General features: G+C 63.5%; 13 protein-coding genes. All 13 read right to left on the bottom strand.

The genetic code is table 11. From position 1 onward, the window contains the following. Positions 1–12 precede the first annotated feature (12 nt). Positions 13–1365, bottom strand: coding sequence for an MFS transporter (locus AC5RK6_RS07745; protein WP_320757615.1), 1353 nt, complete (start codon positions 1363–1365; stop codon positions 13–15). A gap of 108 nt (positions 1366–1473) precedes the next feature. After that, positions 1474–2412: an NAD(P)-dependent oxidoreductase gene (locus AC5RK6_RS07740; protein WP_320757610.1), complete on the bottom strand. Its 939-nt coding sequence runs from the start codon at positions 2410–2412 to the stop codon at positions 1474–1476. Positions 2413–2441: 29 nt separating this feature from the next. Next, positions 2442–3938 carry an ABC transporter permease gene (locus AC5RK6_RS07735; RefSeq protein WP_320757611.1) on the bottom strand — a complete coding sequence of 499 codons (1497 nt, stop codon included), beginning with the start codon at positions 3936–3938 and terminating at the stop codon, positions 2442–2444. Further along, a complete protein-coding gene (locus AC5RK6_RS07730; protein ID WP_016441799.1) occupies positions 3935–4615 on the bottom strand; it encodes an ABC transporter ATP-binding protein in 681 nt (226 codons plus the stop codon). Before AC5RK6_RS07730 ends, AC5RK6_RS07735 begins: the two co-directional genes overlap by 4 nt. Further along, complete coding sequence (locus tag AC5RK6_RS07725) at positions 4615–5637, bottom strand: efflux RND transporter periplasmic adaptor subunit (RefSeq protein WP_320757612.1); 1023 nt, start codon at positions 5635–5637, stop codon at positions 4615–4617. The genes AC5RK6_RS07730 and AC5RK6_RS07725 overlap by 1 nt, the downstream gene beginning before the upstream one ends. A 220-nt stretch (positions 5638–5857) precedes the next feature. Then, the gene (lysS, locus tag AC5RK6_RS07720) at positions 5858–7339 is read right to left on the bottom strand and encodes a lysine--tRNA ligase (RefSeq protein ID WP_320757616.1); all 1482 of its coding nucleotides are present in this window, start codon (positions 7337–7339) and stop codon (positions 5858–5860) included. A gap of 40 nt (positions 7340–7379) precedes the next feature. Beyond that, positions 7380–8213, bottom strand: coding sequence for a Rossmann-like and DUF2520 domain-containing protein (locus tag AC5RK6_RS07715; RefSeq protein ID WP_320757613.1), 834 nt, complete (start codon positions 8211–8213; stop codon positions 7380–7382). A gap of 11 nt (positions 8214–8224) precedes the next feature. Continuing rightward, entirely contained in the window at positions 8225–9094 is an 870-nt protein-coding gene (locus AC5RK6_RS07710) for a ketopantoate reductase family protein (protein WP_016441804.1), read from the bottom strand. Positions 9095–9146: 52 nt separating this feature from the next. Continuing rightward, positions 9147–10946, bottom strand: a complete 1800-nt coding sequence (locus AC5RK6_RS07705; RefSeq protein WP_435730752.1) for a PH domain-containing protein — start codon at positions 10944–10946, stop codon at positions 9147–9149. After that, on the bottom strand, positions 10947–11441 hold the full coding sequence (locus AC5RK6_RS07700) for a PH domain-containing protein (RefSeq protein ID WP_274735709.1): 495 nt from the start codon (positions 11439–11441) through the stop codon (positions 10947–10949). 87 nt (positions 11442–11528) lie between these two features. Beyond that, the gene (locus tag AC5RK6_RS07695) at positions 11529–11948 is read right to left on the bottom strand and encodes a DUF3180 family protein (RefSeq protein ID WP_435730751.1); all 420 of its coding nucleotides are present in this window, start codon (positions 11946–11948) and stop codon (positions 11529–11531) included. Next, positions 11941–12864 (bottom strand): 2-amino-4-hydroxy-6-hydroxymethyldihydropteridine diphosphokinase, encoded by a 924-nt coding sequence (folK, locus tag AC5RK6_RS07690; protein ID WP_320758299.1) that lies wholly within the window; start codon positions 12862–12864, stop codon positions 11941–11943. Before folK ends, AC5RK6_RS07695 begins: the two co-directional genes overlap by 8 nt. Beyond that, a complete protein-coding gene (folP, locus tag AC5RK6_RS07685) occupies positions 12861–13772 on the bottom strand; it encodes a dihydropteroate synthase (RefSeq protein ID WP_320758298.1) in 912 nt (303 codons plus the stop codon). Before folP ends, folK begins: the two co-directional genes overlap by 4 nt.

Here is a 13772-nt window from a genome sequence, read left to right as displayed (position 1 = left end):
CTGCGGTAACTATTAGGCCTGCACCACAGCCTGTTCGCGCCGCGAAAGCGAGAGATACATAACGCCGGCCGCTACCGCGATCCCGGCGAGCAGCGTGAAGGACGCCGCCCAGGAGAAGCGTTCGGCGAGGATCGGCATAATGAGGTTCGCGCCCATTTCGCCGACGATGTAGCCGAAGAGTCCCACGAAACCGACCGCCACCCCGGCCGCCTTGAGCGGCACGAAGTTGAGGGTGAGGATATTGACGATGAGCTGCGGACCGTAAATGAGTGCCCCCATGAGCCCGGAAACAATGAGGAGCACCACGTAATTGTCATTGCCCATGTAGACCCAGATAAGGCCGGCCAGGCACAGCAGCCCGAGGAAGCCCACCACGGACTGGCGGTTGGGGAGCTTGACGGAAATCCAGGCGAAGAGGAAGGATCCGGGAATCGCGATCCATTCCAGTACGGAGAAAGCCGTGGAGTACTGTGCTTCCGTGAAGCCCATTTCGGTGCCGAGGAAGGCCGGCATCCAGTTGAGCACCCCGAAACGCAGGAAGTAGAGCGCGGCGTTGATGAAAGCCACGGTGAGGACCAGCGGGGAGGTGAAAACGAAACGCACGAGGATATGCCAGTAGCTTTCGTCGGGAGTTTCGTCCGTATTCGGTTCGCCGGCCCGCCCGTAGATCTGGCGCAGGGTGGGCATGCCTTCGGCTTCGGGGCGATCCCCGCCGTACTTCCAGAAGAAAATAGATAGGCCGAAGACGACCAGGCCCGGGCCCCAGAAGGCAATCGCCCCGCCGCTCGGCCCGCCCAGGGCCAGCAGCCAGGTGATCATGAGGGGTAGCAGCGCCCCACCCAGGTTCTGCGAAGTATTCCAGATCGCGATACCGGAACCGCGGGTTTTATTCGGGTACCAATTCGCGATCATCGCCATGGACGAGGGCGCCAGCGCCCCCTGCGCGCAGCCGAGCAGGAACATGAGTACCGCGAGCAGGTAGAAGTTCGTGGTAAAACCGATGGCGATGCACAGCACCGCGGAAAGTCCCAGGCAGCCGGCAAAAATACGGCGCAGGGAGACGCGGTCGGAAAGCATCCCCATGAAGAATTTCCCGAAGCCGTAGGTGATGGTGAACATGGTAAGCACCAGGCCGATTTGCGGCAGGCTCCAGTCGTTCTCCAGGCGCAGGGCTTCGGAGCGGAGTTTGAAATTATTGCGAACCAGGTACGCGCACACGTACCCGAGGTAGGCCACGAAGAACACCATGCCGCGGCGCTTGAGGTACTGCGCGAAAGTGTCCGGGTGCGCGGCAGCGAATTGCGCGCTGGTATCCTCAGATTCGGCGGCGGGCCTGCCCTGCCGCGTTTCCTCATGTGATGACATCACTACTCCTCCTTGAGCTGAACTGTATGTCAGTTTAAGGAGTGTAGCGCACTATTGCCGCCGGGTGGTAGTCCCGGGCTCTTGTTTATTGGAGGAATCGTGGCGTACTTAGGCTTCCCGGTTAATAAACTCCCCTCCGTCGCGCAGCGCCCGCACATTGGCGAGGATGAGTTCCTCGGCGCCCACGGGCCGCCCGCCGGCCGTGTGCGGGGTAATAATCGTGGCCAGATCCCACAGCGGCGAATCCGCGGGGAGCGGCTCGGTGGCGGTCACGTCCAGGCCGGCACCCGCGATTTTTCCTTCGCGCAGCGCGGCAGCCAGATCATCTTCATTCACCGTTTTTCCGCGCCCCACATTAACGACGACGGCGTGATTGGGCAGGGCCGCAAAGACGCTCGCATCCACCACGTTGGCGGTGGCCTCAGTGGCGGGGAGGATAAGAATGAGGACATCGGTATCGGCCAGGATCTCATCGCGCTGGGCGAGGTTAGCGCCGTCGTACACCTCAACATCTCCCTCGGTGCGCCGGGAGGTGGCCAGGCCGCGCACCTGCGCCCCGAAAACTTTGAGCATCCCGGCCAGGTGGCGCCCGATATGCCCGTAACCCCAGATGGTTACCTTCGCGCCAAGCAGGCTGGTCAGGCGCCCGCCGGGGCGCAGCTCAGTGAAGAAGATGCGATCGCGGGACCAGCGGTGGTTGCGCTGTTCTTCGGTGGCGATACGCAGGTCCCGCACCAGGTAGAGCGCGAGCGCGATGGCGTGTTCGGATACGGTGGCGTCATGCAGGCCGTTCGCGGTGGCGAGGATGACTCCGGCGGGCGGGTTGGTGGCGTGCAGGCTTTCCGCGCCGGCCATCATGCCCTGAAGGAGTTTGAGATGCGGAAGCTGGGCCACGTGCTCAGCCGCACGGGGATCTAACCAGACCACGAGAGCCGCAGCGTCACGGTGTTCTTCCGGGATGGGTGCGTTCACATCAAAAGTCACCCAGGTGATGCCCGCTTCGGGCGGGAGGGAAAGAGCAAAGCTATTGGGGAGCAGTACTTTCATGGCTTTAGCCTAGCCCGCCGTGCTCCTACCTAGAAGCGGATGGCGTCAATAGGTTTGATGCGCAGCGCCATGGTGGCCGGAATAATCCCGCAAAGTGCTCCCACTCCGGCGGAGATCGCCAGGCCAATAAAAGCGGCCAGTACCGGGTACCCCACGCTATCCACCGCGAAAGGCAGATCGAGCCACCGGGCTAGGGGCGCGGTGCGGATGGTGATAATCGAGGCGATGACCCCGATGAAACCGGCCGCCGTCGTCGCCACCACGGATTCCAGGAATACCGAGGTGAAGATACGGCGCGCGGAGGCGCCCATCGCGCGGCGGATCCCCATTTCCCGCACCCGCTGTTTCATCGTGACGATGGAGACGGTGAGCAGTCCCAGGGCACCCACCAGGATCACGATCCCGCCGATGGCCGCGATAATCGCGGTGACCTGGCGTTCGGTGGATTCCTGGCCGCGCATCTGACTTTCGATGAATTGGCCTTCAACCTGGTAGTTCTTACCCAGGCGGCCCTGGAGTACGGAAACGAGGACCTTCTGGGCTTCCGCTTCTTCCCCGCGGGGCACCAGCACCGAAACTGTGGCGGAATCCATGGGAGATAGCTGGGCCATCGCGGCGGCGGCCATGCTCTCATAAGGCACGTGCAGGCGCGGGCTGTCCCAGCGTGAACGGTCCGCGACCACCCCGACTACCGTCATCCGCACCCCGGTGGGTCCGGATAGCGCGATCTGCGGGTAGCTGGCCAGCGAAGGCTCACCCATCTCTTTGTAGAGCATTTCGTTAACGACGGCAGGGTTCATGAGGCGTTCGCCATCCGCTTCGGTCAGCCACCGCCCGCGGATAAGCTGCACATCGAAGAGAGGGCCGTAGGCCGGATCCACCGCGAGCATTTCGTAACGTGACTCCATCATCCCGTACCCGGGGGTGCCGCCTTCGCCGAACTCGGTACTAGCGGAACCATCCCCCACGGCTTCGGCACCTGCTACCGCGCCGCCGGTGCTTTCCAACTCGCTACCGGCTTCCGCTCCGGCCATACTTTCCGATTCCCAGCCCTCGAGGTCCTGAATATCGCCGGTGCCGCCCGCTCCGGCCAGCACCGGCGGGAAGGCGAGGGACACATAGGAGATGCGCGAGCGCGTCCAATAATTCGCCCCGGCGCTCTCCATATATTCGGCCACGGTGGTGCTGAACATATCCTCGCTGGCCTGGGCGCCTGCCAGGGTACCCAACTGCGCTCCGGTGGGCGGAACCGCGGGATTCGCGTACGGATTGGCGTAAGGGTCGGCGTACGGATCGGAGAATTTATCCCCGCCGGTGCTATACACCCCGATATTGACGGTACCGGGTTTGCCATCCCACTGGGCGAGCTGGTGTTCCCCTGCGGCCCTAATGAGCTGGCCCAGGGCGAGAACAGTTGCCATTGCCCACACCGCGGCCGCAACCCCGACGAGGGAGAGAATAACCCGACCGCGATCCACTCGTATTTCTTCCCAGGCTTCGAGCACGGCCCCGAAAATGCGTGTCATTTTTCCTCCGGCCAGACGAGCCCATCGTGAATGGTGAAGCGACGATCCGCGCGGGCGGCCACTTTCGGATCGTGGGTGATCATAATGAAGGTGGCGTTATTTTCCCGCGCCATACTTTCCATGAGATCCATGACCCTCCCCGCGGTATCCACATCGAGAGCGCCGGTCGGTTCGTCCGCGAGAAGAACCTGGGGCCGGCGCACGAGTGCCCGGGCGAGGGCCACCCGCTGCTGTTCCCCACCCGAGAGCTGGGAGGGCATCGCATCCAGGCGATCCCCTAATCCCACCCGATCGAGCATCTGGGCGGCGAGGCTGCGGCGTCGAAAAATAGTGGCGGTATCCGAATACAACAGGGGCACTTCCACGTTTTGCGCGGCGGTGCGACCGCGGAAAAGATTAAACTGCTGGAAAACGAAACCGAAAAGGGAGCCGCGCAGGTGAGCGCGCGCCGATTCACTCAGCTCTGCCACATCGCGGCCCTCAAAACGATAGGAACCGGTATCGGGTAGGTCGAGCATCCCGATGATATTGAGGAGGGTGGATTTCCCCGTTCCGGACTGGCCCATAATCGCCACGTATTCCCCGCGTTCGATGCGCAGATCCACCCCGCGCAAAATTGGCAGGGGGCGGCCGTTCGGAAGAGTGACGGTGCGGGTCACCTGCTCAAGCTCTAACATCACATCCCCATCATCGGGTCGGGCGCGGGTTGCGCGGCCGGCACGTACTGGAGGATTTCTTCGCCTTCTTCCAGCCCGCCGGTGATCTGGATCTGGCGCCCGTCCGTCACCCCGAGCTGCACGGTACGCTTCGTGGGCTTACCGCCGTCCGCCGCGGGCAGGTAAACCACGCCCTCGCGGAAGCGCCCCTCCACCGCGCTCACCGGCACGGTCAGCACCCCGGTGGTATTACTCCCCGGAATGGTGAGTTTCGCGGCCGAACCGTCATACACCTGCTGGTCTGCGGGGATATCGCAGATGAGAGCCGGCTGCACGGTACCGCTGGCGCTATCCAGGCCGCGTGCTTCGGCTTCTTTACCGCTCAGGCCCGCCCCCGCGCCCGTTTTTTCCGTGACCGTGCGCAAATTGGCGCAGTCGAAAGGCGCCGGGCCGTTCGTGACGGCAAGCTGCCCGGCCGGCGGCAGCGAGGCCAGCGAGTAAAGCTGTTCGGGTTTCACACTCACCCGCGCGTGGTAGGTGGCCGGGGTAATCGAGCCAATGCTTTCCCCGATAGATACCGGCTGGCCCACGAGCACATCCACCGCCACGGTGCCACCCACCGGGGCGAGCACATTCACGTAACTCACTTCAATATAGGGCTCACCGGGCACTTCCACCTCGGTACCGTCCTCAAAAGTTTCCACGGTGGCGGCGGTGGTTTTTTCTTCTTCGTGGCGGATACGTAGCAGCCGGTCGCCTTCATTGACGACGGCGCCCGCTTTGACATCAACCACATCCACGGTGCCGTTGGCGGTGGCCCGCACGGGGGTGGCCGGATTACGCATGACGGTGGCATCCAGCGTGAGGGAATTATCGATATCCCCCGGCATGGCCATTACCGTGGGGATGGTGAAATCCCCCTGGGCCACGAGTTCCGTGGAGGTGCGTTGGTTGGGGAAAAATGCGAACTTCACGAGGGCTGCCGCGATGATAAGACCGAGCAGGAGTTTGATGACCTGGAAAATGGTGTCAGTTTTCTTCATGGACGGGCACCTTTGCACACGGGAAACAGGGTTCGGCAAGCCGGGCGTGGCACCGAACTACTTGGAAGATTACCGTGAGCAGGCCCGAAAATAAATAGGAAAGTTCATCACGTTTCTTTTAGTGGGCAACTTACATTCCGCCAGATGCGCAACCGCGCCGCGGGGGCTGGGCCTCCGCGGCGCGGGCGTCGTCGTACCGAAAAATTGTTTTCGGGCCGGGTTACTTCCCGGGTTTAATGAAGGGGAAGGTGATCGTTTCGCGGATCCCCAGACCGGTCATGGCGGTGAGGAGGCGGTCGATGCCCATACCCATGCCGCCGGTGGGCGGGAAGCCCTGTTCCATGGCGGCGAGGAAATCCTCGTCCAGCTGCATGGCTTCCGGGTCGCCGTTGGCGGCCTCGATGGATTGCTGGGTGAGGCGTTCGCGCTGGATCACCGGGTCGGCCAGTTCGGAATAGGCGGTGCCCAGTTCCATGCCCCGCACGTACAGGTCCCATTTTTCGGTCAGGCCCTTCTTGGTGCGGTGCGGGCGGGTGAGCGGGGAGGTGTCTTCGGGGAAGTCGTACACGAAGGTGGGGGCGTAGAGCTGGTCCCCGCACAGTTCTTCGAAGAGTTCTTCCACGATTTTGCCATTGACCCAGAAGGGTGCGATTGCGATATCGTGGGCTTCCGCGAGAGTTTCGAGGCGTTCGCGCGGGGTATCCACGGTGATTTCTTCACCCACGGCGGCGGACACCGATTCGTACAGATCGAGTTTCTGCCATTCACCACCCAGGTCATATTCGGTGCCGTCATTCAGGGTAACGGTGGTGGTGCCCAGGGTGTCCAGGCAGGCCTGCTGGACGAGGTCCCGGGTGAGTTCGGCCATCGTATCGTAGGTGGCGTAAGCCTGGTAGGCTTCCAGGGCGGTGAATTCCGGGGAGTGGGTGGAGTCGGCGCCTTCGTTGCGGAAGTTCCGCCCAATTTCGAAGACGCGATCCACGCCGCCTACTACCGCGCGCTTGAGGTAGAGCTCGGTGGCGATGCGCAGGTAGAGGTCCTCATCATAAGCATTAATATGCGTTTGGAAGGGCCGGGCTGCCGCGCCGCCGTGGATGGGCTGCAGGATCGGGGTTTCAATTTCCACGTAGCTGCGGCGGTCGAAATTGGCGCGCAACGATTTCATGACCCCGGCACGCAGCCGCACCATATCACGGGCGGCCGGGCGGGTGATGAGGTCGAGGTGGCGCATCCGCACCCGCGATTCTTCGTTGAGGGCAACGTCTTCGCCGGCTTCGTTCTGGTAAATCTTGGGCAGCGGGCGCAGGGCCTTGGAGGCCATCTGCCATTCGTGGGCGAAAACGGAAAGTTCCCCGCGCTTGGAGGCCCCCACATGCCCGGACACGAAAATGAAATCGCCCAGGTCTACGTCTTGTTTGTAGGCGGCCAGACGTTCTTCGCCCACGTGTGCGAGGGAGAGAATCACCTGGAGGCGGTTACCGCGCCCGTCCTGGAGGGTCGCGAAAGCAATTTTGCCGCCGGTGCGGGAGAGCATGACACGCCCGGCAATGCCCACCGAGGTCTCGGTTAGTTCTTCGCCAGCTTCGATATCACTGTATTGTTCCCGAATCTCCGGGATGGTGGAGGTGATGGGAAGTTCGGCCGGGTAGGCTTCGGTTCCTTCCGCGAGCAGGCGGGCACGCTTGTCCAACCGGATACGCATCTGTTCCGGGGTTTCACTATCAAGAAATTCACTCACATGGTCATGGTAGACGACGCCGCGCCGCTCGGTCACGTGACGCGGCCCGGATCACCCGATAGACAGGCGGAATATCAGGATAATTCCCGGTGGCTGCCAGGGCTTCGACCGCGGCAATATCGTCCGGGGTGGGGTCACCTTCGTTTTTTCCGGCGACGTCGCCGCTAGCTGGCGCGTTGATGAGTTCGATGCCGGCGTCGGCCATGGCGAGCGCTTGTTCTTGGAGCCCGCGGGCGAAGCTTGGTTCGAGGCCGGCGGCTGCGAGCATGCGTTGAACTTGGCCGGCGAGGAGCGCGGTGTGCCGGGAGGCATGGGTGAGGGCGGCGGCGTAGAGTCCGCGGTTTTCTTCGGCGAGCACACTGGGTTCTCCCCCGAGTTCGCTCACGAGGGCCATACCGATGGGCAGGAGCGGCGCGGAGCTGGTAACCGCCCAGGTGGCGCCGATGAGGTGGCGCATATCGAGGGAGGTTCCGGTGAAGGTCAGAGCCGGGTGGAGGGCGAGGGTGAGGGCGCCAGCGGCGGCAGCGTCCCGGAGCACGCCCGTGCCAAAGCGCGCGCTGGTGTGGATGACGAGCTGGCCGGGGCGCCACCATCCCTGCCCGGCGGCGTGTTCCACGACGCCGGGCAGGGCGGCGTCGGGCAGCGCGAGGAGGATGAGATCCGCACGGGAGAGTAGGTATTCAGTTTCGCGCGCGGGTACTGCGGGGAGGAGTGCGTCGAGGCGTTCGCGGCTGGCACTGCTGCGGGCCACCGCACCGATGATGGTGTGGCCGGCGGCCCGCAGGGCTGCGCCGAGGACGCTTCCAACTTTTCCGGCCGAGATGATCCCTACGGTCATCCGGCCCGGTGTCACTTGCGGCCCCGCAACCGATCGTCGATCGCGGAGAGCGCGGCGGTGATGGCCGGGGCGGGTACACCGAGGCGGGCGGCTTCTTCGAGAACCGCGGTACCCAGGGAGTGGATTTCAGTGCGGTTGCCGTCACGCAGGTCGCGGGAGAGCGAGGAGTGTGCATCGGGTGCGAGGCGGCGCAGCCACGCGTGAATTTCCGCGGGGCGGGTGGGAACTTTTTCCATGGTGGCGATGCGGGCCAGTTCGGTGCACATCGCTTCGGTGAGTTCCGGGGCGCGTTCCATGGCGCGGCCGATGGGCAGCCCGGTGGCACCGGTCAGCAGGGCCATGGCGCATTGGTTGCGGAGTTTGCGCCACAGGACCTGGTTTTCGGTACCGCGGAAGAAAACGTCAATTCCACCATTGAGAAGTACGCGCGCGATTTCGCCGTCCATGGCGGTGTCGGGCATTTCCACTTTGAGGAATTGGGAGGTGTGTTCGATAACTCCGGGCGCGGTGCGTTCGCTGATGGTGTAGACGGAGCCGGACCAGGATTCCCCTTCGGTGAGGGTGTGGATAGCACGGGCGTGATCGAAGCCGTTGAAGAGCGCTCCCACTTCTTTGGGGCGGGCTGAACGAATGGACTTTTCGATACTGGGGAGGGTGTATGCCTTGGTGCAGAGCAGGATTTCGCTACCGCGGGCCGGGCTGGTTAGCGCCGGCACCTGCGCGGTAAAATTACCGAACCGCTTGGATTTAATAACAATTCCGTTGCGGTTAATAGCATCGGCGGTGCGCTCGGTAGCAACAACCGCGACTTTTTGACCGTTGTGCGCGAGAACTCCCGCGATGAGCCCACCAATACCACCCGGGCCGTAGATATTAAGCATAGGAATAATCCTAGATGTAGAAAAATATAAAAGTGCGGCTACGCGACGTGTTTCACTCTTGTACCGGGACGAAATCACTTTCGGGAACCGGGCTGCGGCCCGACCCGGGACTATTGTCATTCCCTTGGGGGTACGACGGCGCCGTAGGCGCGCCCGGCTGAGTGGGTGCCGCTGGCGGCGCGGCGGGCCGCACGGCTGATGGCGCGGTGGGGCCGGCCGGAGGTAATTCGGGGTGCCAGCCGCGCGGGCCGTTCCCACGTTCGCGGACGGTGGCGGTGAGGACACGGCTGGCGGTAGCAGCATCCATGTGTTTGGCGTGGGCATCTACCGAAAGCCCCACGGTTGCCCAGCGGAGGGTACCGAGCTGGAAGCGGCGTTCGAGTGGGCCTTGGCTGATAATGGCGGATTGGTAGTGTTCACGCAGCAAAATTGTTACTTTGCGGTACCAGAACCAGCCGTGCCGCATAATAATGACATCCTCACCCACGAAAATACCTGAGCGTTTCCACCCGATGGGATCCAACCAGCGTGAGGAGCGCGGATTGGGGATGAATCCGGGGAGGGCACTATCATCAAGAAGATAGCTGCGCAGCTGGGCCAGGCTGGGCACCCCGGTGTGAGGTGGGCGCGCCGGGGAATCGGCCTCAGGGAGAGCGCCACCCTCGGCATCTTTCGCGAAGCCGAGTTCACGCGCAACGGCGAGGACGTCCTCGACCGTTCCTACCGGGACCAGGGCATCATTTGCGGTCTTGGCTGCTTCCATCGCTTCGGAAATCGAGCCGGAAATAACGCAGCTTTCTACTTTCCACCATCCGGGCCACAAATTAGGTTTTTTGAAGGCCAGCGCGTGGACGCGATAGGAAGGTAGCCCGAGGGTGCGCCGGGATAGGAGCCCTTCTTGTTTTTCCACGCCTTCGGCCGTGGGTGAGATACGGGCTCCCCAATTAGCTTGCAGGGAGCTCACGGGCTGCCATATCAGCGCGATGATAAGGAAGAGGAGGGCGAAGGAGCCGCCTTCATCGGTAAGCACATAGGTGGTGACCGATCCGGCCACCGTGATGATAGCGAGGAAGATTCGCGGGGACAGCACTAGGGAGGCGAGGAACCGCCGCGCGGACATGGCGTAGAGGTGCGGGCGCGCTTCCGGAGTGCTGACGGTGGCAAGATCGGGAACTTCCGAGCTATCCCCGTTACGCATTTTATCCGCGAGCGATAGTACGAGGGGCCGCAGTTTTTCAGCGTGGGGCAGCGCCAGCCACCCGATCTCTACTTTTTCTCCACCGGAGGTAATAGTCAGGCTGGCTTGGCGCACCAGCCGGGCGAGGAGTTTTTGGGTGACATCCACGCTTTGGATGCGATCCCAGCGCACGTGGCGGTGCTGTTTGAATAGCACGCCGCTGCGCATATGCACCCCGTCCGCATCAAACATCCAGGCCATATGCCGCCATTGGATGGCCGCGATGATCCCGGTAATGAGGGTGACTCCCACCGCGATACCCACCGCGATCAGCCAGAAGGAACGCAGCAGATCCACGAATTCACTCCAGACAATTCCGGGCGAATCGGTATCCTCCAGGCGCTGAATAATAATCCAGCCACCCGCTACCAGCACGAAGAACCACAACGAGAGCAGCGAGCTCCACGGCGTCCATTTCGAGACCGGCTGCCAGGTGCCCGAGATCGCGGTGCTACTCACTCCGGGCGCAATCGGTAACGCGCCCGGAGCTACGGGCAGCGCGCCCGGCGTACCCACCACGCCTGCCGTGCCCGCCAGCTCACCAGGTGCAGCCGGCAGCGCGCCGTTTAGTCCCATCGCGCTTCCCGCTTCCGGGGATATTTCGGTGCCGGCCATTTAGACCCCTTCCATTTCGGCTACGCCGAGGTGAAGGAGACGCTCACGCACCTCATCCGCTTCCGCGGTAGGCAGGCCGGTGATAACTGCATCCGTTTCCATGGAGGCGGTGTGGAGGGTTACTTTCGCGAGCCCGAAGCGGCGCAGCAGCGGCCCGGATTGCACATCCACCGTTTGGATACGCCCGTAAGGCACCACGTCAATGCGGCGGAACATGATCCCGCGGCACAGGCGCAGCGCAATATCATCCATGGCGTAACCGAGGTGATTCACCTGCCGGGACACGATACGCAGGTGGATGAGGAAACCGAGGATGGGCAGCCCCAGCAGGGGCGCGTAATAGGCGAGTGGTTCGGGGCGCGCAATAAATCCAGCCACCGCGAGCGCGATGAGGAGCACGAGCCAGAAGCACGCGGCGATAATCCATCGCACCGTGAAGAGTTTGCGCGACACTGCACGATAGTCCCGCCCGGGATCAAGAGGGGTAGTCACCATGGGTTAACGCTACCAAAGGGGTGTGACATAAAAACTGGCCCCGAAAAACACCCGCGCTTGCCGCGGCGCAACGAAACCTGCACCCGGCTACCGCCGCTCAATCCGGCACCAGGTGTCCACGATCCATCCGACTACCGCGAGCACCAACGCCGCGGCGGTGAGAATCCCCCAGGCTCGCGCACTCGCCCGGGCAAAAGAGGTGGAGCCCAGCGCGCTCATGATCGCGAGCAAGCCGCCCGCGCCGGCCAGGAGCGCCCCGCTGCGCAGTCCCGCTGCCGCGCCGGCTGCCACCCGCAGCGCGGCCAGGTGCGAAAGGGATTCGACACGTCCGCGGCGTAGGCGCCGCACCCGCCAGCCATACCAGAGCAGCACCGCGGCGATGAGGAGTAGCGGTAGCCCGGCAAAGGCGGGCACGGCGACCGGATACGCGGCGAGGAGGCGCCGTAGCGCTTCACCCGCTAAGGCGCCGGCCGCGCCCCACCCCAGAAAGGCTCGTAGATTACGCATCGTGCCCGCCCGTATCGGGGCCGACGCCGCAGCCGGCACCCGCGTGCTCGCGTATCCGGGCGCGTTCCAGTTTTGCGGTGGCCTCCGGATCGATTTCTTGCCAGGGTTCCATCACGAAGGCGCGGGTATGGGCACGCGGGTGGGGAAGGGTGAGAAGCGGGTGGGTGCTGCGTACTCCTTCCACCCATTCGATATCAAGGTCGAGGGTGCGTGCTCCCCACTGGATGCGGCGCTGGCGCCCGGCCCGCACCTCAATAGCACGGAGTGCGGCCAGCACTTCTAGGGGAGACAGTTCGGTGGTCAGGCGCAGTACCGCGTTGAGGTAATCCGGTTGCGGCTCCTGCCCGGGGGCAAGCACGGGCGCGGTGGTATGGAATGAGGAGACCGCGTCAATATGGACGGGGAGCGCGGCAATCTGGGTGAGGGCAGCGCTAAGAGTTTCTTCGCGTTCCCCCAGGTTCGCACCCATCCCAATCACCATTTCCCGCATGGTTCCGCCGCGAGCAATAGCTGCCAGGCGGCGCACGGTGACCCGGGCGTCCGCGAAGCGGCCCGGCACCGGGGCTTCGGGTTTGTGCACGGTAACTTCGGTGGCCAGGGCCCCGTGCGCGAGAACCCGGCTGGCTACCCGCTCCCCCAGTGTTTCGATCAAGCTCACGGGAGCACTTTCCCCGACCGTGCGGGCATCCTCTGCCAGATCCGCGTAGGAGATTGTGGCCGCGAGGTCATCTGCGTGGCCGGCCGCGCTGGTGTCCACGAGAGCTGCGACGTCGAAAATAAAAGGGTGATCGGCTTCGCGTTCTTCCGCGTAGACGCCGTGCCGGGCGGATACTTCCACGCCGGTGATGCTCACGGTATCCAGGCAGCATCCGAGCATGGCGAGGGCATTGTGGATACGTGGGGGTACTCCCATCATGACCGCGCGGCCTCCGTAGCTCCCGCGTTTTCGGGGCGGGCTACTCCGGGTTGGGAGGTGGAGACCAGTCCGCATTCGCGCAGTTTGGCCACGGTATCCACCGCGATCCGCGAGGATGCTACATCGTGAACCCGCACCGCCCACACGCCTTTTTCAGCGAAATAGGTGCTCAGTGCCGCGGTGGCGCCGTCTCGCCCGCTGGCGGGTAGGCCTTCCGGGGTCACTTCGGCGAGGAAGCGTTTGCGGGAAACTCCGATGAGGACCGGCATGCCAGCCCACAGGAATTCGTCAATATGGGCCGCCAGGCGCCAATCGTCGTCGCCCATTTTTGCGAAGCCGAAGCCCGGGTCGATGATGATCCTGGTGGGAGCAATTCCGGCGGCAACGGCGCCGGCCACGCGCTCGAGCACTTCCGTGCTCACCTCGCGCCCGATAGCGCGGTAGCCGGCTAGGGAGTTCATGGTTTGTGCATCGCCGCGCCCGTGTTGGAGTACATAGTAGGCCCCGGATTCGGCCACGGTTTCCCACATGGCGCTGTCCCCGCGCCCACCGGTCACGTCGTTGATAATGCGGGCGCCGGCCGCGCAGGCCCGCGCCGCGGTGTCCGCGTGGTAGGTATCAACCGAGATGGGGATATACCCGGCTAGTTCGCGTACCACCGGCCCGATACGTTCCCATTCTTCCGCGGCGCTGAGGAGGGTGGCACCCGGGCGGGTGGATTCCCCACCGATGTCGATGATATCCGCCCCGGCGGCGATGAGTTCATGGCCGTGCGCGATGGCGGTATCGACCGTGGCCCAGCTCCCGCCGTCGGAAAAAGAATCGGGGGTGACGTTGAGGATACCCATAACGCGGGTGCGGGATCCCCCAAGGAGTTCCGGATCGCGCAATGGCATAGGTGTTGGCAT

The sequence above is a fragment of the Actinotignum sp. usb-actsch-213 genome, from assembly GCF_059085665.1.
Note: the sequence above shows the minus strand (reverse complement) of the source record. Positions and strands in the feature narration are given on the sequence as shown.